Raw genomic sequence first — 22,651 nt, forward strand, 5'->3', positions numbered from 1 at the left:
CAATAGGACGGCTTTTGACAAATCATTTAGCTTTTCTACAAGACCATACACTATTGCCGGCTGTCGACACTATAACTATAATGGAAAATGGACAGATTTTATGGAGGTGGTCGTTTGAAAGTTTTCGGTTTGCGCTTGAAGAACATCCTGTTTATTTTGATCGGTTCCGCTGTCTTCTCATTTGGGCTGGTCCACTTTAATATTCAGAATCAGCTTGGAGAAGGTGGTTTCACAGGGATTACTCTGCTCCTTCTTTATCTGTTTAATTGGGACCCGGCCGTCATGAATATTGTGCTCAACATTCCAGTCCTTATCATTGGTTGGAAGAGCTTGGGGAGAGTCACGTTTTACTACTCTTTAATCGGTATCGTCGCTGTATCCGTCTTCATTAAAATTTCCCAATTGTATATGATCGATATCCCTTTATCGTCTGATATGACACTTGCGGCTTTATTTGCAGGGGTTTTCATAGGAATTGGGCTCGGAATCATCTTTCGATACGGGGGAACGACCGGAGGGGTGGATATCATTGCCCGCCTGATTAATAAATATTTCGGCTGGAGTATGGGACGGGCAATGTTCGCCTTCGACGCGGTCGTCATCCTTGTCTCGATCCTTACTTACCTGGACCATATCCGCGGCATGTACACTCTACTGGCCGTGTTCATAGGTGCCAGGGTCATTGATTTCATCCAGGAAGGTGCCTATGCTGCAAGAGGGACGACCATTATTTCCGAGAAAAGCGAGGAAATATCGAAACGTGTCATGGAAGAAATGGACAGAGGTGTAACGGTACTGGAAGGCCGGGGTTCATTCTCTGGCGCCAAGCGCGATGTCCTGTACTGCGTCATTGCCAAAAACGAAATCGTACGGTTGAAATCAATCATAGACCACATTGATCCGCACGCCTTCGTCGCAGTCAATCATGTACACGATGTCATGGGAGAAGGATTCACCTTGGATGAGAATAAAAATCCTATTGAATAAAAACACAAAAAACCCCCTCGGGATCCGAGGGGGTTCGTTTTATTCTTCGTTCATACCTACGAACATGAAGACGAATCGCAGCAATTCAGCGAGTGCGACCAGTGCAGCAGCGACGTAAGTCATCGCAGCAGCATTCAATACTTTCTTCGTCTTCCGTTCTTCATCATTACGGATAATGCCGGTGGAAACGAGTTGACTCATCGCTCTATTTGATGCGTCAAATTCGACCGGCAGCGTGACCAATTGGAACAACACGGCAGCTGCGAAGAAGATGATCCCCACAACAGCAAGCTGCATCATACCAAGAAGAAAACCACCGATAATTAAGAAGATGGAGATGTTGGAACCGAAACTCGCCACAGGTACAAGCGCGCTTCTGAAACGCAGGAACGCGTAATCCTGAGCGTCCTGGATGGCATGCCCTACTTCGTGAGCGGCAACAGCAGCGCCTGCAGCGGAACGTCCATGAAAATTATCTGTGGACAGACGGATAACTTTCGAACGTGGATCATAATGGTCTGTCAGCTGTCCACGTACTTCTTCGACAGCGACATTATACAAACCGTTGTCATCTAATATCTTTCGTGCGACTTCTGCTCCGGACATAGCGGATGATGTCGGTACTTTTGAGTATTTTTTGTACGTACTTTTAACTTTAGACTGGGCCCAGATCGGAATGATCAGAATCAGGGCGAAATAAATGAGAAAACTCATGGTTCACTCCTCCATCTTGGATGTATTAGCTTAGGTCAATTTTAGTCAAAATGTCGGACAAAATCAACTGTTTTGCCTTCTAAGGTTGTGTCTATTTTTTGAACGTGAGGGGTGTTTCCGAATGGCGACATAGGTTAAGGTGACAAGGATCGATCCACCGACAACGCCAATCGCAAGCATGAACCCGTCTTCTTTGGGAGACTCTGCTTTTATATAGTTAAGCTCAGCCAACAGCTTCTCCCTTGCCGACATACTCCCACCTGTCATACTGCTTAAGCTGTTGGTAATGATGGAGACGGACTCCTGCCCCAGGATCTCTTCGTAATAAGGACGGTGCATTTCCCATTCATACGTAAGGACAGCTGCCGGAATATTCAGGTCTGAAGCACGATCTGCAAACGAATGAAGTTCTTCCATCATATCCATATCAGATCCGGACTTTTGGGAAGAGAGGGTTTCAAAAGCTTTAACGATCGTTTTCAGTTCCTCAGCGGACATCCTTTTGTTAACGCGATCCAGGACTGTGGACCAAACGAACTGTTCTTCCATAGATCTTGTCTTCATATAGTTTTCCATATCAGCGAAACGGTTATACAAGAGCTCTTCCGCAAGCTCCTCTTTCCCGTCGTAGACTAACCGTTCATACTGCTCCACAAAACCGTCTAAAGAAACAGAAAGATCCACCGTTTTCTCTCCATGAACAGCCACCGGAAATAAAAAGATAAGGGAAGCGATTAATATTATGCTCCATGCCCGTCCCATCCAGCTCTCCCCTCCCACTGAAGTCTTAATTAAAACGTATGTGAGAGAAGAGCTTTTTAGACCGTTGGTTTATGCCTTTGCGTCAGTATGTATGCGAGTGTTATGCACAAAATGCTCAGCCAAAACGTAAAATAGCCAATTTCATTCATATGTTCGACAATTGCCGGATAAATCGGCATTTGTTCAAAAACATAATCAATGACGTCATTATGGAGTGTCCACACAGCGGCGAAAGCCAGGTGTCTGAGCTGAATTGCGTAATACGGGGCATACAGAACTCCCTGAACAGCCATAGCGCTGTGAGAAATGATCAACATATATCCCGTCCACGGCAGGGAACCATATTCCATCATCGTCAGTATATTCATGATGACAGCCCAGACACCGTACTTCATTAAGGTAATAAGCGCAAGGGCCTCTATATACGGGACGTTTCGCCCGAAAAGATAAAACCCAAGAAAAATGGTAAAGAACATACTTGCTGTAGGACTGTCAGGAACGAAAAGCAGGAACTTAGGTTCTGTGATGGACAACTGTGGTTCGTACCAAATAAATCCATAAATCGTTCCGAATAAATTAACTACAAATAAAAGGATAAGAAAAGAACGACTCGTTAATACATAGGAAATAAGACTTCTCATGTTCGTGGTGCCTCCTTACATAGATGAAGCCGCGCTTATATAAGCGCGGCGAAAAGATCGGTTCTTTAGTTATGATTCTTCCTCTGCAGCCTCTTCAGAATCAGCGGATCCTTCTTCTTCAGAAGCGTCATCCGCACCTTCCTCCGACTCCGCTGCATCTTCTTCAGCAGATCCTTCTTCCTCCGATCCGCCGCCTTCACCGGAACCGGCAGAAACGACAAACTCAGCGAGCTGCTGCAGTTCTTCATCCGTGCCGCCGAAAATACCAGCAGGCATTTCGCCTTTACCGTTAACGGCGATGTCTTTCACCTGATCCACCGTCAGCTCCGCATCAATGAGGGAAGGGTAGTTCCCCTGCCCTTGAAGCGCGTCTCCGTGACAGCTCAGGCAGTTCGCTTCGTACACGGCATAGCCCGGATCTGATTTGTCAATCGTTGACTCGACTGCTTCTATATTAACACCATATTTCTCCGCACGCATCTCGTAATCGGCATGCGTAACAGATTCATATGTCAGCCAGAACGTAGCAATGAATCCGATGAGCATCAGCCCGACAGCGATCGGGCGTTTATGTGGACGACGTTCAGGTCCGCGGTCAAGAAATGGCGCGAGGAGCAGTGCTCCGAAAGCAAGACCGGGTATGACGATTGCTCCGATCACAATATAATCTCCGCCTGCGTACTGATACTTCAAGAATTGGTATAAAAACAGGAAATACCAGTCAGGCAGAGGAATATAACCAGCGTTGTTCGGGTCTGCCTGCTGCTCGAGCGGTGACGGGTGAGCAGCCGTCAATATCAAAAAGCCGATAAGGAAGACGGATCCGACGAGCCATTCCTTTAAAAGGAAGTTCGGCCAGAAAGCTTCCGTACGACCGGGATACTCGGAATAATCTTTAGGCAGGTTGGCTTTCTTCTCGGCAGTGACACGTGAATCACCGACAAACTTCATCCCTTTTCCCCTATGCACAGCTATCCCTCCTTTTTAATAAAAAACGTTTATAGTGGCCCTGAAATACCTTGTTTCCGGATTAAAATGAAGTGGAAGGCCATTAATCCGAATAAAGCTGCAGGAAGGAAGAATACGTGAATCGCGAAGAATCGTGTAAGCGTTTGGGCACCGACGATGTCCGGATCTCCCGCTAGCAGTGTGCGGATTTGATCTCCGATGAATGGTGTTGCTGCAGCGATTTCCAATCCAACCTGTGTTGCGAAGTACGCTTTGTTATCCCATGGAAGCAGATATCCGGTAAAGCCGAGGCCAAGCATGACGAAGAACAAGAGTACACCAATTACCCAGTTCAACTCACGCGGTTTTTTGTATGCTCCTTGGAAGAAAACCCGCAGCGTATGTAAAAACAGCATGACGATGACAAGGCTCGCACCCCAGTGGTGCATACCGCGGACAATCTGCCCGTATGCGACTTCACGCTGAAGATAGTATACGGATTTCCAGGCATTCTCGATATCGGGAACATAATACATCGTCAGGAACATTCCAGATAAAATTTGAATGACGGTAATGAAGAATGTCAGACCGCCGAAACAATAAACAAAAGCTGAAAAGTGATGGGCCGGGTTAACGTGTTCGGGTACTTCATGGTCGGCAATGTCTCTCCACAACGGGGTTACATCAACACGCTCGTCCACCCAATCATAAATTTTCTGCAGCATGATTATGAACCCCCTCTGTCTTTTGCTTCGCCCAAGTAGAGCATGCCCTCTTCCACTTTGTGTTCAAACATTGGGAGTGGAGCAGTTGGTGGTGTGCCGGGCACATTGACGCCATCCTTTGTATATCGTCCACCGTGGCACGGACAATAAAATTCTTTCGGATATTGTTCGTTGGAAGCCCAATCCACCGTACAGCCAAGGTGCGTACAAATTGGAGAAAGCGCTATTATTTCATCGTTTCCGTCTCTGTACACCCATGCGGTTTTTTGTACTTCTGATTCATACCAGGCGTCCACTTGGTCAATAGACCATTCGAAACGCTGCGGTTCATTCGTGATATCATCGACGGAAGCAACGGAGATGAAGTCGCCGCTTTCTTTCGTCTTCAGCACAGGATCGATGGCGAACCGCACCATCGGTGCCAGCATTCCTGCCGCCATGAAACCGCCTACACCTGTCAATGTATAGTTGAGAAACTGACGACGGGATACCCGTTTCTTATCACTCATTCCTTTCCCCCCTCTTTTCATCCATGCAACATGGATTTTCCACACCGTTTTACTGACATTTCCAATGATAGCGCAATCTTATAGCCCGGTCAATAAAATATCCAGTCTAGTCAAACTTTTCATAATTGCCAGTCATATTGGATTAATTCATTGATCTGACGGGCTTGTTCCTTAACAAAGGACTGCGTTTCTTTCGATTGGATGTCGCCCTCTTTCATTCCAGGAATCCAGAGCAGCTTTCCATTAAGCTTCGCCTCATATTTTCTCCATTTACTATCAAATGTAAACAGGAAAACATGTTGGAATGGCTGTGTATTAAAATGACTTATCCATTGATTCAGGCGCTCCCACTCGGTTTCATGGGTATTGCTTAAGTAATGATAGTCGGGAGCAAGAAAGATCCGCCCGTGGTATTCTTTCTCTATGAAGTTTGTAAACAGTTGGGTAAGCTCCCTGCGAAAAGCCTGCTCCGTCATCGATCCGTCCGAAGACGGGTCAAATGGAATCAATGGAATAAGGACGGTGTCGATGTACTGCTTTTCCGGTAAGTACTGTGTAGTATCTGCTTTTGTCCAGCGCATCATTCATTCCCTTTCCTAATACTATGTATCTTTTCCTCTATTTTACTATACATCCTGGAAAGCGCAAGCGCATTCATTTTTCAGAATCATATGGAAGTTCCGATCCAAGCAAAAAAAGAGGGGCAGCCGGTGCAGCTCCCCCTCTTTCCTTCATATAAATGTATTTAAATCCTGCTTCACCTGTTCCAGTTTTACACACAATTCCTGAAAGGTTTCTCTCTCCCCTGCGATCAACGCCTGGTCAATGCGATGCTCAATACTTTTTCTGCGGTAGTTGAGCAGGCTCAAGGACAGCAGCTGTTCCGCTTCGTTCTTATCACGGTCGTTTAAATAGTAATCTTTCGGAAGGTACGGATTCTCTTCTAGAACCAACGCATACTTAGAGCATTGCTGAGCATTCTCGAAATTCATTTGAATGTAGACAGGCTCTCCCTGATTCATCCTGAGGTCATGAAAAGATTTCTCGGCATCGTTCGTCATCACCTGACCTTTATAAAAACGGAAAGGCGGGTCCGACACACCTTGAGCACTGATCTCCATCCCACGGGGGCAAAACTTCACTTCCTGGACGAAATGGACACTGGATAAAAGAGACTCATGGTTCATCAAATAATTCAGAATCCAGACGCTTTCTCTCTTTTTTAATTGAAAGTGGTTCAAAAACCAGCGGACAAAATCTTTTTTCTCATCCACAGAAATCGGTGTTTGCATAGGCGCCCCTCCTGCGCTTTATTAATCCATCTTGTTATCGTTCCTTTAACCGCTCCACGAAATCTTCCATCTCTGTATCAGCAGGATCGTGCTTGAGGTATTCTTCCAATACGTTCTTTCCTTCTTCCATTTTCCCGTCTTCCACAAGAAAGTATCCATAAGCCTTCAAAAAGTCCGTGTCTTCTTTAAGGGAAGGATAGGCTTGGTTGTATTGTTCATAGGCATCTTCAAACCGTTCTTCCTCTTCATATGCTTGTGCCAATTCCCATAGATAGTTCGGGTCTTCTTCTCCGAGCGCAATCAATTCATTGATTAAATCAATAATATTTTCATAATCACCGTCGGCTTTATAGTTCTCGATTAAGAATAAAACCGCTTCTTTATATCCTGGGTCGAGAGCGACGGCCTCTCTCATCCATTTATAGCCCTCTGCCTTATTTCCCAGACGATGGGACAATGTGCCTGCCAAGTGGTAGAGTTCCTTGTTGAATTCATCCTTAGCCAGACCTTTTTTAGCCATTTCCAGTGCCTCAGCAGGCATTCCTTCTGCTTCGTAGGCTTGGGCGAGCAGCGGATAGACCGACTGGAAATAAGCGTCTTTTTCAATCAATTCTTCCCAGACGTGGATCGCAATGTCGTTTCGGTTCGCCTGAAAGGCTACAAACCCGTAGCGGAACATTACATCAGGGTTGTCTTCTTCCACCTGTTGGAAAAATTCCAGAGACTGTTCAAATTCGCCGTTCGCTGCATAGGCTTCTGCCAATCTTGTGGCGACTTCAATGTCCCCTATGACAGGCTGATGATGCATGGCATTTTCGTAATAGGGAATACACTTGGAGTATTCACCGTTTGAAAAGGCCAATTCACCAAGAGCAAAATCAATGATTGCCGAGTTGGGTTCCACTTGTTTGGCAGCCAGAAGCTTCTGCTCGGCTACTTCAAAGAGTCCCTGTGCCTGATAAAGATCCGCCAGCTGTACTAACGCTTGTAAATAGTCTTCATCTTCCGGACCGAATTGATTCAGAATTTCTATTGCCTCATCGTCTTCCTCGAGGTCGATATGGATCTCCGCCATCATCACTTTCAGTTCTAGTTCTTTCGGATAGCGCTGAATGAGTTCATGAAGGACCAGTTTGGCCTCTTCAAGCATTCCCCACTGCATGTAAAGCTCTGCAATGGTGAAGCGTTCCTCCTCATCCGCTTCCGGCAGGTAGTTGGTCAGTGTCTTTATCGCGTCTTCCGTCTTATGCGCTTCCATTTGACGGATTGCTTTTTGTATTTCCTCCATGATGACATCCTTTCCATCTCAAACAAAATGCTTGTGAATCTTCACTTTTATATGGGTACCGGGCGTGTGGGGTACAATGTTCTGCTGCACCTGCACCACACTTCCGTTCATAACTGTAACATCCGGAACAGAATCATGATATCGGAAATCATCGTCATCATCAAACGTTTGGACTGATTTCCTATAATAAAGATTGTAATCTGCGCTTCCTCCGGACAATAGATCCCCCCTGAGCGGGTAAATACCGCTGTCTCTAAGGTTTTGTACGGAAACTTCTTCTCCATCCGAGATATCTGTTAATTTAATCATACCATATTGTCTTGTAAGTGAAGACCACAATTCCTCATAGAAATTCGACGCATCTCGGCCTTCTTCGACCATTAATGATAGCGGCATCCGTCTGTAACTCTGCGCTTGCACAATCCATTCCCAACACACGTCAAGCAACTCTTCTCTCGACTTGATTCTGATACATAAAAAGGGGCTGCCTTTTCTTGAGAAAAAGCGGATGACCTCTGGACGCAAAAGCTTTACCGGAACGACCGGGAGCACCATGAAATTTACAGGAAGCTTCCTTAGTTTCTTTAAAAACTGTTCATATTGTACTTTGTAGTGACGTAAGCTAGTCACTAGGTGCTGTGTGAGTAAAAGCGTGCAGCCTCTTTTTATGTAAGATTCTGCGGTGGCATAAGGACTGCTGGACGTCTCGATTCGTTCTTCCCTGTCGATCCGTACACGGCCGGGGGTGATAAGAAAGTCCTTTACATCCAATTGTCGATAAGATAGGGGACCTGTACGGTTCTTTGTGAACTTCGCTTGATTCACTGCCCACTCCTCTTGTTCAGGCGGACCTTTCGCCCTTTTTACGTATCCGCTAAACCAATAAGCTCCCATACGATTCAAACCTCCAACTAGGCTTTTTATATCGTATGAGAGCTATATCAAAACTATGAAGTTAATTTACTTAAGCGACTGATTTAAATGGTCAAAGAAATTCGGGTATGATATATTGATGCAGTCTTTATCCTGAATAGTGACCGCCTGTTCACTTACAAGAGATGCGACAGCCCCCATCATTCCAATTCTGTGGTCCCCGTAAGAATGAATCACTCCCCCGGATAATTTCCCTTTTCCATGGATGATCAATCCGTCTTCCGTCGTCTCAACATCAGCCCCCAGAGTATTCAACGTATCAGCAACGGCTGATATTCTGTCCGTCTCCTTAAAGCGAAGCTCTTCTGCATCCTTAATGATGGTTGTACCCTCCGCCTGTGTAGCCGCGAGTGCAATAATCGGAATCTCGTCAATAACATTAGGGATAAGCTGTCCACCGAGTTCTATACCCTTCAGCGAACCTCCTTTGATGTAGACATCACCAACAGGCTCTTTACCGATATGCGTGTGGACATCCGCCCGAATGTCCGCCCCCATTTGCTGCATGGTTTGAACAATGCCGTTTCTAGTATTGTTTAAGCCTACATTCTTTATGACAAGATCACTGCCGGGCAGAAGGGCAGCTGCTACAATGAAGAATGCAGCAGAAGAGATGTCCCCGGGCACCTTAACATCAGCAGCTGTTGGCTGCTGGTTTCCAGTAATGCTGATTGTACGGCCATCCACCTCTACATCGACACCAAACTCCGGAAGCAGCATTTCCGTATGATTCCTTGTTTCGCCAATTTCCGTCACCGTAGTCTTCCCATCTGCAAGCATGCCGGCAAGCAGGAGGGCGGATTTAACCTGTGCACTCTTAACGGTGAGCTTATGATCATATCCTTGCAGGGACGTTCCATCAAAAGCAAGTGGGAGAAGGCCTCCCTTATTTCTTCCGCTGATCCTGGCTCCCATTTTGCGCAGAGGAACAGCGACACGATCCATCGGACGTTTGGAAAGAGACTCATCTCCAAACGCCGTCGTGAAGAACGAAAGTCCTGCAAGAACGCCGCTCATCAATCTTGCAGTTGTGCCGGAATTGCCAAAGTTGATCGGAACGACCGGCTCCTGCAACGCTGCGATTCCTTTTCCATGGATCGTCAAAGAATCATCGTCCTGCTCAATCTCTACTCCCATATCACGAAATGCCTGCACCGTGCGCAGACAGTCCTCCCCTGTCAGGAAATTAGTGATTTTCGATGTGCCCTCGGCGAGCGAAGCAAATATAACAGAACGGTGGGAAATGGACTTATCGCCGGGGACATTTAATTCTCCGATAATTTTCTTATCCGTCGGTTGTAATTGGATGTCAGACATTGATTTCCTCCTTCACTGCTGAATCATGACTTCATACTGCTTATCTAATATTTCTTTACTTTCAAGCTGCTCCCGGCTTGTAGCGAAACTTATCCGCAAAACACCGGTGATACCTTCTCTAATTTCAAGAATTTGAATGTTCTTGATGCTGATCGCATGCTGGGCAAGCAGACCGATCACATGATAGATAGCTCCAGGACGGTCATGGATATCGACATAGATATCGTAAAAGGACGGAATTGCTCCTTTTTCACGCACAGGCAGACCATCCCGAAACTGCTTAGCATCAAATAGATAGCGGTATGTTTCTTCTTTCTCTTCGTCTGCTAAGTAGTTCCGAACCTTTTTCATCTCCTGAATCCAATCGTCAAGCATCGCGAGCAGCAGGGTTCGGTTTTGAAAGAAAATATCCTGCCAAAGCTTCGGGTTGCTGGAAGCGATCCGCGTAATGTCTTTGAAGCCCCCAGCAGCCAGCTGCTCAAGAAATGGGTGTTTCTCCTGCCAATTTCTCGCCTGATGTACGAGCGAAGAAGCGATCAGGTGGGGGAAATGAGAAATGACTGCGGTCATTTCATCATGTTCCTCTGTTGAAAATGTTAAAAAGCGCGCCTGTGTCTCAGAGAATAAATCGATTAAACGCTCCGCTTCTTCCTCCGTAGCGTGAACGGAAGGCGTAAGGACGTATATCGCATTTTCAAATAAGTGCGGTTTAGCGGCTGTGTACCCCTGCTTGTGGGAGCCCGCCATCGGATGCCCTCCAACAAAAGAGAGGAGCGGATGGTTCAGCTCATTTGCCGCTGCCAGCACTTGATTCTTTACGGAAGAGACGTCTGTCACTAACAGCCTTTTTTTCAGTTGTATATCATTCAATTGTTGAAGGTAATTTATTGTCACGGAAATAGGGGTCGCGAGCACACATACATCCGCCTCTATGGCTGCTTTCTTAAAATCGGAAGAAGCTTGATGGATGACCCCTTGTTTCAGAGCCATATTTAAGGTGGCTTCATCCCCGTCCACTCCTATTAAGAAGACATCGTCTTTCTTCGAAATATTCATGGCGAGGGATCCACCGATCAGGCCCAGGCCGACAATCAGTACTTTCTGTTTCATATCAAACTTCCCCGGCGGTCAGTTTCTCTTTGATCGCTTTCTGAACTTCTTCCATATCTTCTTCTTTACCAATGGTCAGACGGATGGTATTAGGAAGACCAAGCGCTTCTCCGGACCGGACTATGAACCCTTTCGTCAGCAGATGTTCGAACATTTCATCACCACTGCAAGGAAGGTGGATCAACAGGAAGTTTGCCTGAGTATCATAATAGGACAGCCCGACTTCCTCACAGAATTCTTTTAGAATTTGTTTGTTCTTCCTGTTCTCCTCAACCGTTTCCTGAATGAACTTCTGATCATCCAGAGCGATGATTGCAGCCGCCTGGGCCACGGTGGAGGTATTAAACGGTTCCCTTGCCGGTTCCAGACTGCGGATAATGTCCGGGTGTGCCACACCGTACCCGATCCTTAAGCCGGCCAGGCCGTATGCTTTAGAGAAAGTACGTAATATTATAGTGTTGGGGAAACAATCGAGCGCGCTAATAGAGTCGAACGCATCTGCAGCATCCATATATTCAAAGTAGGCTTCATCAATGACGACCAAAACATGATCCGGACATTTTTCAAGAAGGGCTTCCATCTGATCTTTTACAATATGTACACCTGTAGGGTTGTTCGGAGTACAGATCCATAATACTCTCGTTTGTTCATCCACCTCTTCAAGCATGCGATCCAGGTCATGATGACCGTCTACAAGAGGAACTTCTCTTACTTCGGCTCCTTCTATTAAAGCATTATGACGGTACTGAGGGAACGTAGGAGCCGCCATGACCGTATTCGCTCCGGATTCAAGGAATGTACGGCAGATGATTTGGACAATCTCATCCGAACCATTCCCGAAAATCAGTTGTTCCTCATTGACCGCGAGAAACGAAGCAAGTTTTCGACGGATTTCCGCCCCGTAACCATCCGGATAAATCTCCAAACCGGAGATAAGCTTCGGGAGCTCTTTTTCCACTTTTGGAGAAAATCCAAATGGATTCTCATTGGAAGCGAGCTTTACGATTCGTTCGAGTCCGTACTCTTTCTTTACTTCTTCAATCCCTTTTCCCGGTGTATATGGTTTCATGGTTTTCAATATTTCTTTTGCCTTCATACAATCACTCCTCCGTACTCTTCAAATCAGGTCTCAGCTGCTTTGCTTCATAGTGGTAGATATGCCGGATCTCCTGCTGGGTCCGCTCCGTCTCCACCGTCACCATCACACGAATGCACTTCTCAAGACTTCCCGGCACGGGAATCTCTCTCATGCACATGACAGGAACGTACGTCCATCCGTCCAAACGTCGAAGAGCCTTTGCCGGAAATACGGCGTCAATATCATCTGTTACGGTGAAATAGACGGAAGTGACATCCTCTGGTGCTATATCGTTTGAAGATACGATGTCTATCATTAATTCCGCTGCTCGCTCAATAATTTCTCCCGATTCGTTTTTCAACACGGTCGTCGCGCCGCGAACTCCTCTATTCATTTCCAATCACCTCATTCATCCAACATCTCAAAGCATCCATGATTACCTCGTCATCCACTTGTTGAACTACCGGTTGACCGATGGAATCAAGAAGCACAAAATTAATGTGCTGGTGTACTGTCTTTTTATCCCATTTCATGCGATGGACAAGCCTGTCACTATTCAGCGTTTTCAGGATAGAAAGGGGGTAACCATTTGCGTTGAGCCAGTTTACATATTCTTTTTCCGGTAAATCAGAACCAAGTACCTTGCTGCTTAATCGAAAAGCGAAGGATAATCCTATCGCTACCGCCTCACCGTGTGTCACTTCTCCATAACCAAGTTCCGATTCCACTGCATGAGCCAAGGTGTGACCCAAGTTGAGATATTTCCGAACGCCGGCTTCTTTTTCATCCTGCTCAACGATGGACGCTTTGACGCGTATGCCTTTTTTTAAATCTGTTTGAAGCTGAGCTGAAGAGAGGCGGGACACATTTGTTTCAAGCACTTCCTCCACCCATGCTGCATCGCTGAGAAAAGCGTGTTTAATTACTTCTCCATACCCGGAGCGGATCTCTTTCTCCGGCAGTGTTGTAAGAGTTTCCAGATCATAAATGACGTGTACGGGGCTGTAAAAGCTGCCGATCAAATTCTTTCCCTGCGGGTGATTGATCGCGACTTTACCACCGACGCTGCTGTCATGGGCGAGAATGGTTGTCGGCATCTGTACATAAGGAACTCCCCTTAGGTAGGTAGAGGCAACAAAGCCCGCCAGATCACCAATCATCCCCCCGCCGAGAGCAATGATAAGAGCACGGCGGTCCAGTTTCGCTTCCACGCATCTATCAAGGAGATAGCTGTACTGATCCATGCTTTTCGAGCCCTCACCTGCGGGTACAACAGCAGTGTGTACGGATCCGATCGAACCCACCGCTCTTTTAACCTCCTCTAGATACCTCCCGGCGACGGTTTCATCCGTGATGATTAAAACTTGGGAATAATCACCCTCCAGGAGAGTCGTCATCCGATGTCGTATGCCTTCTTCTATCGTTACATCATAGACATGTGTACTGGAATGGATGCGTATGGTGGCCATATCAGAAACTCCTTACTTCTTTACGATAGTCATCGACTGCCCGCTTCAATCGTGGGAAATAGTCGGACGGGAATTCCTCCGTAATTGCTTTTGCCAGTTCGAATGCAACCACATGCTCCATGACCACGGACGCAGCCGGTACCGCACAGGAGTCCGATCGTTCAATGCTCGCGCTGAACGGTTCTTTTGTTTCAATGTCCACACTTTGAAGCGGTTTATATAAAGTAGGGATCGGTTTCATGACACCTTTTACTACAATCGGCATTCCGGTCGTCATGCCGCCTTCAAAACCTCCGAGACGGTTGGTTCTACGTGTGTACCCTTCTTCCTTACTCCAGAGTATTTCATCGTGGACCTGGCTTCCAGGACGGCGTGCAGCCTCAAAACCGATTCCGAATTCCACCCCTTTATAGGCATTGATACTCATGACGCTTCCAGCAATCTTCGCATCAAGTTTACGGTCATATTGAACGTAAGAGCCGATTCCAGCAGGCATCCCTTCTACATACACTTCCGTCACTCCGCCGATGGAGTCCCCTTCCTTCTTCGCTTCATCGATCGCCTGCATCATCTTTTCAGCCGCTTCTTTATCAAAAGTTCTGACAGGGGACGCTTCGGATATATCGCGACGCTCAGCAAGGGTCATCGTTTCATCCACTTCACTTACGATTCCAGCGATTTCACGGACATAACCCGTCACCTCAATACCAAGTTCTTTCAGCAGCACCTTAGCTACAGCACCTGCAGCAACGCGCGCTGCTGTTTCACGGGCTGAAGATCTCTCCAGGACGTTTCGCATATCCCTGTGTCCATATTTCATGCCTCCGTTCAAATCGGCATGACCCGGACGGGGTTTAGTAACGGTGCGGCGGATGTTACCCGTGTCTTCAGGAAGAGGGTCCTCGCCCATGATATCCGTCCAATGCTTGAAGTCATCATTATGTACGACGAGCGTGATTGGTGAACCGAGCGTGTATCCATGACGCACACCGCTTGTTACTTCTACCAGATCTTTCTCAATCTGCATTCGTTTTCCGCGGCCGTACCCGCCCTGCCTGCGAATCAAGGATTCGTCTATTTGTTCTCTTAATAATGGTAAGTGGGATGGAACTCCTTCTATGATTGTCGTCAACTGTTTTCCGTGTGATTCACCTGCTGTTAAGTAGCGCATATATTTATGAACCTCCTGTTATTCACTTTCGCACGTTAAACCGTGTAAGTGTTATGAATTTTAGATACTACTATATCATATGGTCCTGCGTTTGTGGCGAATAAAATGCTTATTTTTTGAAAAAATTCGTAAAACAAGGAGGAAGAACGGTTATTCTGTCGGGATCACTGCTGTTTCTGATAGAAAAACGTATCGTACACCTGAAATCCGTACGATTGTGGAGAGAAGATCTGTTCTGTGCTGCCCACAAAAAAGATTCCATCTGAGTTTAGTGATCTGCTGAAACGATGATATACCTTTTCCTTCGCTTCCTCGGTAAAATATATAAGGACATTCCGGCACACAATCAAGTCAAACCCTTCCTCATACGAATCCGACAGCAAATTATGACTACGAAAAGTCACACATTTTTTTATCGCCTGATCAACAAGGTACTCCGAACCTACCTTCGTGAAGTACTTTTCTTTTATATCCGGCTCTACTTCTTTGAGGGATCGTTCATGATACTTTCCATCCCTCGCCTTAGCAAGAGCGTTGCGGTCCAGATCTGTCGCCAGAATCGAAACATTAGAAAGCGATGTATGCCTGTCTAAAATCATAGCAAGTGTGTAAGGTTCTTCCCCCGTGGAGCAGGCCGCACTCCATATTTTAAGCTTTTTTTTCTTTTTCAACAAAAACGGAATAACTTTTCTCTCCAATACTTCAAACCGTGTCCGGTTACGATAAAATTCAGACACGTTAATGGTCATTCGATCCAGGAATTCATCAAGGAGAGCCGCGTCCTTCTCGAGACTGGAAAAATACGCACGAAACGATGAATGGCCCCGTTTGTCCCTTAGTGAAGTAAGGCGCCTTTTCATCTGCGCTTCCTTATATAATGATAAATCAATGCCGGTCTTGTGATTGATCTGTTGAATAAACTGTTCGTAATCGGTCATTCTTCCAATCTCCTCGCCAATAGGTTCTTCCTAAGGGTACTCTACATAAAAGGGATTGTAAATGTTCAAGAATTCAGAACTTTCCACTTGTTTAATAACACTGGTATCGTTCTCAGATTAAATATAAAAAAAGCCGACCTCTGTATAGGACGGCTTCTTTGTATTCATTCATATACCCAATTTGAGATGTCTTTGTCATAGGAGAGGATTTCCTCTTCCTTGAAGAACAAGCCGATTTCCCGCTGTGCGCTTTCCGGTGAATCAGAACCGTGGATAATATTTTTCCCTACTATCACACCGTAATCTCCTCTTATCGTTCCAGGAGCTGCTTCTGAAGGCTTCGTCGAACCCATCATCTGACGTGCCGTCAAGATAATGTCCTCCCCTTCCCATACCATTGCAAATACAGGACCTGAGGTGATGAAATCAACCAATTCGCCGAAGAATGGTTTTTCCTTATGTTCTCCGTAATGTTCTTCTGCCAATTCAGCGGGGATCTTCATCAGCTTTGCCCCTGCCAATTTAAAGCCTTTTCTTTCGAACCTTGCCGTAATGTCACCGATCAAATTTCGTTGTACACCGTCTGGTTTTACCATCAAAAAAGTCTTCTGCATGACATACACCTCTTTATGTATTATGTGAAAGCGCTTTTAATAAGTGCCATAAAAAAGTCTAACAAACAATGAAGGGAAAGGCAATAGATCATGCCCTTCTTTTTCCAATATACTTGGCGATCCCCTTCAATGTTTGTTTCGCTCTTCCTGCAGGCAGTTTTGCCAAGGATTCATAGGCTTTCTTTAAATAGCGATCACTTATTTCCAATGACTGCTCAATGGAACCGTTTGTCTGGACTGTTTGAACGATTGGACGAAGTTCCTCTTCATTTACATCTTCTTTTTGAAGAAAGGCTTTAGTCAGCTGATCCTTGAAGGTTGGATCCTGCATGGAAAACAGTACGGGCAATGTGATATTTCCCTGAAGCAGATCACTGCCGGCAGGTTTTCCAAGTTCCTCTTCGGAAGCTGTAAAATCAAGAACATCATCTATAATCTGATAAGACATCCCAACATTATATCCATATTCATAAAGAGCTTTTTCCTGTTCGGGCTTTACATCCGAAGCAATGGCTCCAAGCCGACAGCTTGCTGCGATTAATAGGGCTGTCTTCCTTTTGATACGCCGCAGATAAACCCTTGTATTCTGCTCTACGTTATATTTATCCTTGATTTGTTCAATTTCACCAAGGCACAGCTCCACCATTGTCTTGGCGAGAATTTGATGTGCTCTAGGATTGTTCAATTTGGACAAATTCTCCAAAGACCGCGCAAAAATGTAATCACCGGTGTACATTGCGATGCGGTTATCCCATCGCGCTTTGATGGTTGGTTCCCCACGCCTCAACTCCGCTTCATCAATGACGTCATCATGGACGAGGGAGGCAGTATGTATGAGTTCCAAGGATACCGCAACTGCTTTCATCCGCTCGATATCATAGTGGCCGAACTTACCACCTAGAAGAACGAAAACAGGGCGGATCCTTTTGCCTCCCGCCTTCAGGAGTTGGCTTGAAGCCTGTCTTAACACGTCATTGTCTGACTGGATCGTATCATTGACGGCCTCTTCCATGATTGCTAGATCATTTTTTAGAAACGAGTAAATCATTGCTAGTTTCATTGCGCTTCATCCTTAAGTTTGCTTTTGACCCATATGCATGGCAGCGACGCCGCCGGTATAGGATTTTACGTTGACGTTATGAAATCCGACTTCTTTAAACATTGCCTTTAATTCTGCTTTACCAGGAAAATCTTTCGCCGATTCGTGAAGCCAGCTGTACTCCTGATAGCTTTTAGCAAACAGCTTACCGAAAATCGGCATGATGTTACCAAAGTAAAAATAATAAAGTCTTTTGAACACAGGATTGGTCGGCTGTGATGTCTCCAAGCAGACGACCTTTCCACCAGGCTTAACGACCCGGTACATTTCTTTTAACACCTGTCGGTAATCGGGAACGTTCCGAAGACCGAAGCCGATGGTCACGAAGTCAAAAGAATCGTTCTCATAAGGAAGTTCCATTGCATTACCATGCTGAAATTCCACCTGTTTGACCCGGCGCGCAAGCTTCTTCTTAATACCGACCGAAAGCATATTTTCGCTGAAGTCAAGACCGATCACTTTCCCGTCCTTACCAACCGCATCCGCAAGTGTCATTGTCCAATCGCCCGTGCCGCAGCACAGGTCCAACACACAGTCTCCCCGACGCACGTTCATTCTTCGCATGACATCTTTCCGCCATAGCCGGTGCTGCTGGAAAGAAATGATGGAATTCATGCTGTCATATTGATTGTAAATTTTTTCAAAAACGTTGTGTACACGCTCTTCCTTCGTTTGTGGCTGCATGTTCTAACCCTCTTCCGCTGTCTTTCGATGATTAAATTGATGATGAATTGCTGTGTGTACATAATCCTTCAACCAGTTAAAATGAATCGGCAACTGGGAAACAGCCGATTCCAAGCGCAGGACATGACTTTGCAGCATTTGTTCTAAATTGAGGAGTACCTGGCTGTTGCTTCCAAACAACCCGGGCCGCTTCGTAAGTACGTCCATGAGCGGTGAAAAATTCCCTGCCTGGTAACTCCGCTTCTCCTCCATAAGCTTCTTGGCTAAGAGCCAGTCGCCGGCCATATCATTGATTGCCGTCTTCTGCACATACGAGGCAACCCTTTGAATAAGCAGGGACTCTATCTTCTTCACACTTTCAAGGAATTCTTGGAAAGAATCCACGTCTTTGTAATATAGCTCCATCTTCCACTCATTGATTTCCTTTATTGCTCCTGCAAGCGTGTGGATCATCGGGATATCATCGAGTTGGGACAACAAGTAGTAATACAGGCCGCTGTAATAATCTCCCGCAAGCACGGTGAGCTGCCTCGTTCTGACAGTTTCCCTGTCATCATCCTCTTCCGATAATGTGACGAGATCGTGCGTATCAAGGGCGATCTGCACGAGCATGGTCGTTATAATATACTGTTCTTTTTTTACTTCAGAAAGGTTTGTGTGATCCATGATTGACGAAAGAATGACAAGTTTGTCTTCATCGATGGTAGGTTCAGGTATAAAGCGGACCAAATAAGGATGCCGAACCTTTGATGCGATTTTCTGTTTGAGTTCCTTTATATTGTTATCTGCAGAATTCAACGTGATCACCTGATCCCTTCCTGAAACGATGTTGACCCGAATCTGATTATAGCACAAATTCGTCCGTCATCTGTATGTATAGTATGCCGCAAGTGGGTCAATCCGCTTCGTTTGTCATCTCTCCGTGACTTGTCTGAATGACAGCTTTCCCTCTCACTTTCACTGCTGATGTATGTTCTGTAAACTGGGCAATCATAACTTCGCCCTTATCCAGTTTTTCCGAGTGATGGAACCGTGTGTCCGTACCGCGTGTTAAACCGATGACGTTGACACCGTCCTCCAACGCTTTAATAACGAAAAAATCATTGTTTGGTGCTGACATGTTCACGCCTCCTTCTTTATCAATACTATCTCTTACAAGGGGGGCTTTGTCAAAACATCCACCTTGTGGGCGATGAGACCAGATGCCTTTCTTATCTCCATTATGGACAGCCTTTTCTTTTTCTAACGGAATAAAAAGAAAAAAGGGTGCTTATGCACCCTTTCTTCAAGCCCTATGTAGCTGTTTATTTAACTGCATCTTTAAGGGCTTTACCAGGTTTGAAAGCTGGTACTTTGCTAGCAGAGATTTCAATCTCTTCTCCAGTTTGCGGGTTACGGCCTTTACGTGCCGCGCGCTCACGAACTTCAAAGTTACCAAATCCGATAAGCTGGACTTTGTCACCATCTTTAAGTGAATCCATGATAGATTCGAATACAGAATCTACAGCTTGTGTTGCGTCTTTCTTAGAAAGATCTGCTTTTTCAGATACTGCGTTGATAAGATCTGTTTTATTCATGATATTCACCTCCTCCCAAGAAGGTTAAACTCATTAAAGCGACGGAATGCCGCTTCAAATGTTTATTTTAGCGGTCATCTCTTTGATGACATGCCTTATAATAAACGAGTTTTCTCTGAAATTCAATAGACAACCCTTTTAAAATCGCGTAACAATGCGATTTCAGAGCTGAATCACCCCTCACTTAAAGGACGGATTACCATAAATGGATTTTACTAGCAACAACCTCTAAACACTGTCACATCAAGGTTTTCAGCCATTTTTCTATTGTTACATTGCTAAATACGACGCCGATGGAAGAAACTCCTTCCTATCAAAGATTTTTTTCCGAAAAAAAATTAAAAACGGCCCCATCGGAGCCGTTAAAGTATGATCGCTATCATGCCGCCGGAGCCTTCATTAATGATTCTTTCCAGCGTTTCCTGCAGTTTATATCTTGCATTTTCAGGCATCAATGCGAGCTTAGCCTGAATACCTTCCCTCACAATAGAGCTCAGGGAACGACCGAAAATATCTGAATTCCAAATCGAAAGCGGGTCCTCTTCGAAATCCTGCATTAAATACCTTACAAGTTCTTCGCTTTGTTTTTCGGTTCCGATAATCGGGGAAAATTCGGACTGGACATCAACTTTAACCATATGAATCGACGGAGCGACTGCTTTGAGACGAACGCCGAACCTTGATCCTTGACGGATGATTTCAGGCTCATCAAGCCTCATATCCTCCAAGGTTGGCGCAGCGATGCCATAGCCTGTCTGTTTGACCATCTGTAGAGCATCCGCGACCTGGTCATACTCTCTCTTCGCATGAGAAAAGTCCTGCATGATCTCAAGGAGATGATCTTTCCCGCGGATTTCCTCTCCGACGATTTCCTTCAGCACCTGATCGTATAACTGTTCCGGGGCCTGCAGGTCGATTTCTGCGACTCCTTCTCCAAGATCCATACCGGATATATGTGCTCCTGTAATATATTCATACTGATCGAAGTTACCTACGACGGTATCGACATCACGGAGTCGCTTAATATCTTTAACCGTCTCTTCAATCGCTTCCTGAAGGTTGTTTCTCAGCCAGTGCCTATTGTCCAGTACCATGACCCAGCTTGGAAGGTTTACATTTACTTCAAGCACAGGAAACTCAAATAACGCTTCACGAAGGACGCTTTGGACATCCTGTTCCCTCATACTCTCTACAGATAATGCAAGAACAGGAATATCATATTTCTCAGAAAGGTTTGCCCTCAGCTTCTCCGTGTTCGGATGATGAGGCTGCGCCGAGTTGACGACCATGATAAACGGTTTGCCTACTTCTCTTAGTTCATCGACAATTTTTTCTTCTGCTTCTACGTAATCCTGCCTGCTGATCTCACCGATGGTCCCATCCGTGGTCACAACAATTCCGATGGTTGAATGCTCCTGTATAACCTTCTGCGTCCCAATTTCCGCAGCTTCATGGAAAGGAATGGCTTCTTCATACCATGGCGTGTGGATCATACGTGGTCCATGTTCATCTTCATAACCGATCGCACCGTTCACAGCATAGCCGACACAGTCGACCATACGGACACGAATATCAAGGTGGTCATCGATGTTAATCGTTGCCGCCTGATTTGGTACGAACTTCGGCTCTGTAGTCATAATCGTTTTCCCGGCAGCACTCTGCGGAAGCTCATCCAAAGCGCGTTCACGCTCCGCTTCATCTTCCATATTCGGAAGCACTACAAGCTCCATGAATTTCTTTATAAATGTTGATTTACCCGTACGCACTGCCCCAACGACCCCTAAATAAATGTCTCCATTCGTCCGTTTGGAAATATCACTGAAGATATCAACCTTTTCCAAAGGATCCCCTCCCAAATAAAATTTCACCATCATACAAGCCTAGACAATCTAATTCTATGACGTCGCCCTACCGTAATATGCACAAATTCGAGAAGTAAAATGAGAAGCGTTTGGTAAATCATAGATTGATAACTTCGTCGGACCGTTACATATCATTAAGGATGATTTCGTTTAATCATATGAAAAAACCGCTCCCTTATGCAGGAAGCGGTAAGAATTTATGACGGCTGTTCATTCATGAAGACAGGTTCACCGTCTTCAACGGTATATGGTTTGGAGTAGGCGGGCACGAAAGGAGCGTGGTCTGTAAGAAGGTAACGAATGTCATCGCCCGGCTTATAATCCGCTCCTTCGTCCCGCATGAAGCTGTATATGTCTTTACGATAGTCTATAAACACCTTCCCCTGCTCATCTATATAAAGAGGAAGTGTATGTTCCGAATAGGGGCTGTCCACACTCGGCGGCTCCTTTAAACCGAGTTTCTCATGATCGATCTCATATACTCCTTTGGCCACAAAATCACCAAAAGGAGGATACCGGTGACTTTCCTGATAGAACGTCACCTTCACCTGAACGGAACGTACGGTTTCCGTTGTCCTGAGGTCAAGCACCTTCACCGTAGGATCCGTCTCCGGATGAATCAGCACGTACTGATAATGCCCCCCATTCTCAAAAGACGTCCCCGGAAGTTCTCCGATCAGATTCTGTTCCTTCAGCTTCTGGAACTCAATCGGATATTTCTGAAAGACCGGTGTTTCCTGATCTTTTGTTTTAATCGGGAGAAGACCGCTGCTTTGCTCCTGAAAGCTGTCCACTGCCGTCTGGACCATTTGCAGCTGGGCATCGTTCGGAATTTTGTTCTTCTCTAAACGGGATTCCGGATAAAGACAACCGGAAAGGACAAGCAGAACCAAAACGGATAGTGCACCAATAGCTTTCTGTTTCATTACAGCC

General features: G+C 45.7%; 26 protein-coding genes. 1 reads left to right on the forward strand and 25 read right to left on the reverse strand.

From position 1 onward, the window contains the following. Positions 1 to 87: 87 nt before the first annotated feature. Positions 88 to 987 carry a YitT family protein gene (locus tag M662_RS10250; RefSeq protein ID WP_035387989.1) on the forward strand — a complete coding sequence of 300 codons (900 nt, stop codon included), beginning with the start codon at positions 88 to 90 and terminating at the stop codon, positions 985 to 987. A 39-nt stretch (positions 988 to 1,026) separates the two neighbouring features. Here the strand turns inward: M662_RS10250 and M662_RS10255 are convergent, their stop codons facing one another. The 25 genes from M662_RS10255 to M662_RS10375 form a co-directional block, all read right to left on the reverse strand. Then, complete coding sequence (locus M662_RS10255) at positions 1,027 to 1,701, reverse strand: zinc metallopeptidase (protein WP_008638529.1); 675 nt, start codon at positions 1,699 to 1,701, stop codon at positions 1,027 to 1,029. A gap of 63 nt (positions 1,702 to 1,764) precedes the next feature. Further along, complete coding sequence (locus M662_RS10260) at positions 1,765 to 2,463, reverse strand: hypothetical protein (RefSeq protein WP_026577360.1); 699 nt, start codon at positions 2,461 to 2,463, stop codon at positions 1,765 to 1,767. A gap of 56 nt (positions 2,464 to 2,519) precedes the next feature. Beyond that, positions 2,520 to 3,104 (reverse strand): lipoprotein heptaprenylglyceryl N-acetyltransferase LhaT, encoded by a 585-nt coding sequence (locus M662_RS10265; RefSeq protein WP_008638531.1) that lies wholly within the window; start codon positions 3,102 to 3,104, stop codon positions 2,520 to 2,522. Between the two features lie 69 nt (positions 3,105 to 3,173). After that, on the reverse strand, positions 3,174 to 4,073 hold the full coding sequence (locus M662_RS10270; protein WP_008638533.1) for a menaquinol-cytochrome c reductase cytochrome b/c subunit: 900 nt from the start codon (positions 4,071 to 4,073) through the stop codon (positions 3,174 to 3,176). 29 nt (positions 4,074 to 4,102) lie between these two features. Then, the gene (qcrB, locus tag M662_RS10275) at positions 4,103 to 4,777 is read right to left on the reverse strand and encodes a menaquinol-cytochrome c reductase cytochrome b subunit (protein ID WP_008638535.1); all 675 of its coding nucleotides are present in this window, start codon (positions 4,775 to 4,777) and stop codon (positions 4,103 to 4,105) included. Between the two features lie 2 nt (positions 4,778 to 4,779). Next, positions 4,780 to 5,286: a QcrA and Rieske domain-containing protein gene (locus M662_RS10280; RefSeq protein ID WP_008638537.1), complete on the reverse strand. Its 507-nt coding sequence runs from the start codon at positions 5,284 to 5,286 to the stop codon at positions 4,780 to 4,782. 119 nt (positions 5,287 to 5,405) lie between these two features. After that, positions 5,406 to 5,870 (reverse strand): DUF2487 family protein, encoded by a 465-nt coding sequence (locus M662_RS10285; RefSeq protein ID WP_008638539.1) that lies wholly within the window; start codon positions 5,868 to 5,870, stop codon positions 5,406 to 5,408. Positions 5,871 to 6,017: 147 nt separating this feature from the next. Continuing rightward, positions 6,018 to 6,578 carry a ReoY family proteolytic degradation factor gene (locus M662_RS10290; RefSeq protein WP_008638541.1) on the reverse strand — a complete coding sequence of 187 codons (561 nt, stop codon included), beginning with the start codon at positions 6,576 to 6,578 and terminating at the stop codon, positions 6,018 to 6,020. A 34-nt stretch (positions 6,579 to 6,612) separates the two neighbouring features. Next, entirely contained in the window at positions 6,613 to 7,866 is a 1,254-nt protein-coding gene (locus M662_RS10295; RefSeq protein WP_026577358.1) for a tetratricopeptide repeat protein, read from the reverse strand. Between the two features lie 18 nt (positions 7,867 to 7,884). Further along, positions 7,885 to 8,691, reverse strand: a complete 807-nt coding sequence (locus M662_RS10300; RefSeq protein WP_236096513.1) for a hypothetical protein — start codon at positions 8,689 to 8,691, stop codon at positions 7,885 to 7,887. A 135-nt stretch (positions 8,692 to 8,826) separates the two neighbouring features. Continuing rightward, a complete protein-coding gene (gene aroA / locus M662_RS10305; protein WP_026577356.1) occupies positions 8,827 to 10,116 on the reverse strand; it encodes a 3-phosphoshikimate 1-carboxyvinyltransferase in 1,290 nt (429 codons plus the stop codon). Between the two features lie 12 nt (positions 10,117 to 10,128). Further along, positions 10,129 to 11,226 carry a prephenate dehydrogenase gene (locus M662_RS10310; RefSeq protein WP_026577355.1) on the reverse strand — a complete coding sequence of 366 codons (1,098 nt, stop codon included), beginning with the start codon at positions 11,224 to 11,226 and terminating at the stop codon, positions 10,129 to 10,131. Position 11,227: 1 nt separating this feature from the next. Then, positions 11,228 to 12,322 (reverse strand): histidinol-phosphate transaminase, encoded by a 1,095-nt coding sequence (hisC, locus tag M662_RS10315; protein WP_026577354.1) that lies wholly within the window; start codon positions 12,320 to 12,322, stop codon positions 11,228 to 11,230. A gap of 4 nt (positions 12,323 to 12,326) precedes the next feature. After that, positions 12,327 to 12,698, reverse strand: coding sequence for a chorismate mutase (aroH, locus tag M662_RS10320; protein WP_026577353.1), 372 nt, complete (start codon positions 12,696 to 12,698; stop codon positions 12,327 to 12,329). Continuing rightward, the gene (aroB, locus tag M662_RS10325) at positions 12,691 to 13,773 is read right to left on the reverse strand and encodes a 3-dehydroquinate synthase (protein WP_008638554.1); all 1,083 of its coding nucleotides are present in this window, start codon (positions 13,771 to 13,773) and stop codon (positions 12,691 to 12,693) included. Before aroB ends, aroH begins: the two co-directional genes overlap by 8 nt. Before the next feature lies 1 nt (position 13,774). Further along, on the reverse strand, positions 13,775 to 14,944 hold the full coding sequence (gene aroC / locus M662_RS10330) for a chorismate synthase (RefSeq protein ID WP_008638557.1): 1,170 nt from the start codon (positions 14,942 to 14,944) through the stop codon (positions 13,775 to 13,777). Positions 14,945 to 15,108: 164 nt separating this feature from the next. Further along, on the reverse strand, positions 15,109 to 15,882 hold the full coding sequence (locus tag M662_RS10335) for a CheR family methyltransferase (protein ID WP_008638559.1): 774 nt from the start codon (positions 15,880 to 15,882) through the stop codon (positions 15,109 to 15,111). Between the two features lie 164 nt (positions 15,883 to 16,046). Further along, the gene (gene ndk, locus M662_RS10340) at positions 16,047 to 16,496 is read right to left on the reverse strand and encodes a nucleoside-diphosphate kinase (RefSeq protein WP_026577352.1); all 450 of its coding nucleotides are present in this window, start codon (positions 16,494 to 16,496) and stop codon (positions 16,047 to 16,049) included. An 88-nt stretch (positions 16,497 to 16,584) separates the two neighbouring features. Continuing rightward, a complete protein-coding gene (gene hepT, locus M662_RS10345) occupies positions 16,585 to 17,556 on the reverse strand; it encodes a heptaprenyl diphosphate synthase component II (protein WP_026577351.1) in 972 nt (323 codons plus the stop codon). Positions 17,557 to 17,568: 12 nt separating this feature from the next. After that, positions 17,569 to 18,279: a demethylmenaquinone methyltransferase gene (gene menG / locus M662_RS10350; RefSeq protein ID WP_008638568.1), complete on the reverse strand. Its 711-nt coding sequence runs from the start codon at positions 18,277 to 18,279 to the stop codon at positions 17,569 to 17,571. A gap of 3 nt (positions 18,280 to 18,282) precedes the next feature. Then, entirely contained in the window at positions 18,283 to 19,086 is an 804-nt protein-coding gene (locus tag M662_RS10355) for a heptaprenyl diphosphate synthase component 1 (RefSeq protein WP_008638570.1), read from the reverse strand. An 88-nt stretch (positions 19,087 to 19,174) separates the two neighbouring features. Continuing rightward, positions 19,175 to 19,399: a trp RNA-binding attenuation protein MtrB gene (gene mtrB / locus M662_RS10360; RefSeq protein ID WP_008638573.1), complete on the reverse strand. Its 225-nt coding sequence runs from the start codon at positions 19,397 to 19,399 to the stop codon at positions 19,175 to 19,177. Positions 19,400 to 19,583: 184 nt separating this feature from the next. Then, positions 19,584 to 19,856: an HU family DNA-binding protein gene (locus tag M662_RS10365; protein ID WP_008638574.1), complete on the reverse strand. Its 273-nt coding sequence runs from the start codon at positions 19,854 to 19,856 to the stop codon at positions 19,584 to 19,586. Positions 19,857 to 20,218: 362 nt separating this feature from the next. Then, a complete protein-coding gene (gene spoIVA / locus M662_RS10370) occupies positions 20,219 to 21,697 on the reverse strand; it encodes a stage IV sporulation protein A (protein WP_008638576.1) in 1,479 nt (492 codons plus the stop codon). A gap of 218 nt (positions 21,698 to 21,915) precedes the next feature. After that, complete coding sequence (locus M662_RS10375) at positions 21,916 to 22,644, reverse strand: hypothetical protein (RefSeq protein WP_008638578.1); 729 nt, start codon at positions 22,642 to 22,644, stop codon at positions 21,916 to 21,918. Positions 22,645 to 22,651 lie beyond the last annotated feature (7 nt).

The sequence above is a fragment of the Bacillus sp. SB49 genome (assembly GCF_000469135.2).
Taxonomy (GTDB): Bacteria; Bacillota; Bacilli; order Bacillales; family Halobacillaceae; genus Halobacillus.

What these genes read in the sequence shown, in the direction of transcription:
- M662_RS10280 (WP_008638537.1), bottom strand. Translation starts at nt 5,286, where the DNA reads ATGAGTGATAAGAAACGGGTATCCCGTCGTCAGTTTCTCAACTATACA.
- aroH (WP_026577353.1), bottom strand. Translation starts at nt 12,698, where the DNA reads ATGAATAGAGGAGTTCGCGGCGCGACGACCGTGTTGAAAAACGAATCG.
- M662_RS10255 (WP_008638529.1), bottom strand. Translation starts at nt 1,701, where the DNA reads ATGAGTTTTCTCATTTATTTCGCCCTGATTCTGATCATTCCGATCTGG.
- hepT (WP_026577351.1), bottom strand. Translation starts at nt 17,556, where the DNA reads ATGAAACTAGCAATGATTTACTCGTTTCTAAAAAATGATCTAGCAATC.
- M662_RS10310 (WP_026577355.1), bottom strand. Translation starts at nt 11,226, where the DNA reads ATGAAACAGAAAGTACTGATTGTCGGCCTGGGCCTGATCGGTGGATCC.
- menG (WP_008638568.1), bottom strand. Translation starts at nt 18,279, where the DNA reads ATGCAGCCACAAACGAAGGAAGAGCGTGTACACAACGTTTTTGAAAAA.
- M662_RS10250 (WP_035387989.1), top strand. Translation starts at nt 88, where the DNA reads ATGGACAGATTTTATGGAGGTGGTCGTTTGAAAGTTTTCGGTTTGCGC.
- aroB (WP_008638554.1), bottom strand. Translation starts at nt 13,773, where the DNA reads ATGGCCACCATACGCATCCATTCCAGTACACATGTCTATGATGTAACG.
- M662_RS10260 (WP_026577360.1), bottom strand. Translation starts at nt 2,463, where the DNA reads ATGGGACGGGCATGGAGCATAATATTAATCGCTTCCCTTATCTTTTTA.
- M662_RS10365 (WP_008638574.1), bottom strand. Translation starts at nt 19,856, where the DNA reads ATGAATAAAACAGATCTTATCAACGCAGTATCTGAAAAAGCAGATCTT.
- M662_RS10290 (WP_008638541.1), bottom strand. Translation starts at nt 6,578, where the DNA reads ATGCAAACACCGATTTCTGTGGATGAGAAAAAAGATTTTGTCCGCTGG.
- M662_RS10375 (WP_008638578.1), bottom strand. Translation starts at nt 22,644, where the DNA reads ATGAAACAGAAAGCTATTGGTGCACTATCCGTTTTGGTTCTGCTTGTC.
- M662_RS10285 (WP_008638539.1), bottom strand. Translation starts at nt 5,870, where the DNA reads ATGATGCGCTGGACAAAAGCAGATACTACACAGTACTTACCGGAAAAG.
- aroC (WP_008638557.1), bottom strand. Translation starts at nt 14,944, where the DNA reads ATGCGCTACTTAACAGCAGGTGAATCACACGGAAAACAGTTGACGACA.
- ndk (WP_026577352.1), bottom strand. Translation starts at nt 16,496, where the DNA reads ATGCAGAAGACTTTTTTGATGGTAAAACCAGACGGTGTACAACGAAAT.
- M662_RS10265 (WP_008638531.1), bottom strand. Translation starts at nt 3,104, where the DNA reads ATGAGAAGTCTTATTTCCTATGTATTAACGAGTCGTTCTTTTCTTATC.
- qcrB (WP_008638535.1), bottom strand. Translation starts at nt 4,777, where the DNA reads ATGCTGCAGAAAATTTATGATTGGGTGGACGAGCGTGTTGATGTAACC.
- mtrB (WP_008638573.1), bottom strand. Translation starts at nt 19,399, where the DNA reads ATGTCAGCACCAAACAATGATTTTTTCGTTATTAAAGCGTTGGAGGAC.
- hisC (WP_026577354.1), bottom strand. Translation starts at nt 12,322, where the DNA reads ATGAAGGCAAAAGAAATATTGAAAACCATGAAACCATATACACCGGGA.
- M662_RS10295 (WP_026577358.1), bottom strand. Translation starts at nt 7,866, where the DNA reads ATGGAGGAAATACAAAAAGCAATCCGTCAAATGGAAGCGCATAAGACG.
- aroA (WP_026577356.1), bottom strand. Translation starts at nt 10,116, where the DNA reads ATGTCTGACATCCAATTACAACCGACGGATAAGAAAATTATCGGAGAA.
- M662_RS10335 (WP_008638559.1), bottom strand. Translation starts at nt 15,882, where the DNA reads ATGACCGATTACGAACAGTTTATTCAACAGATCAATCACAAGACCGGC.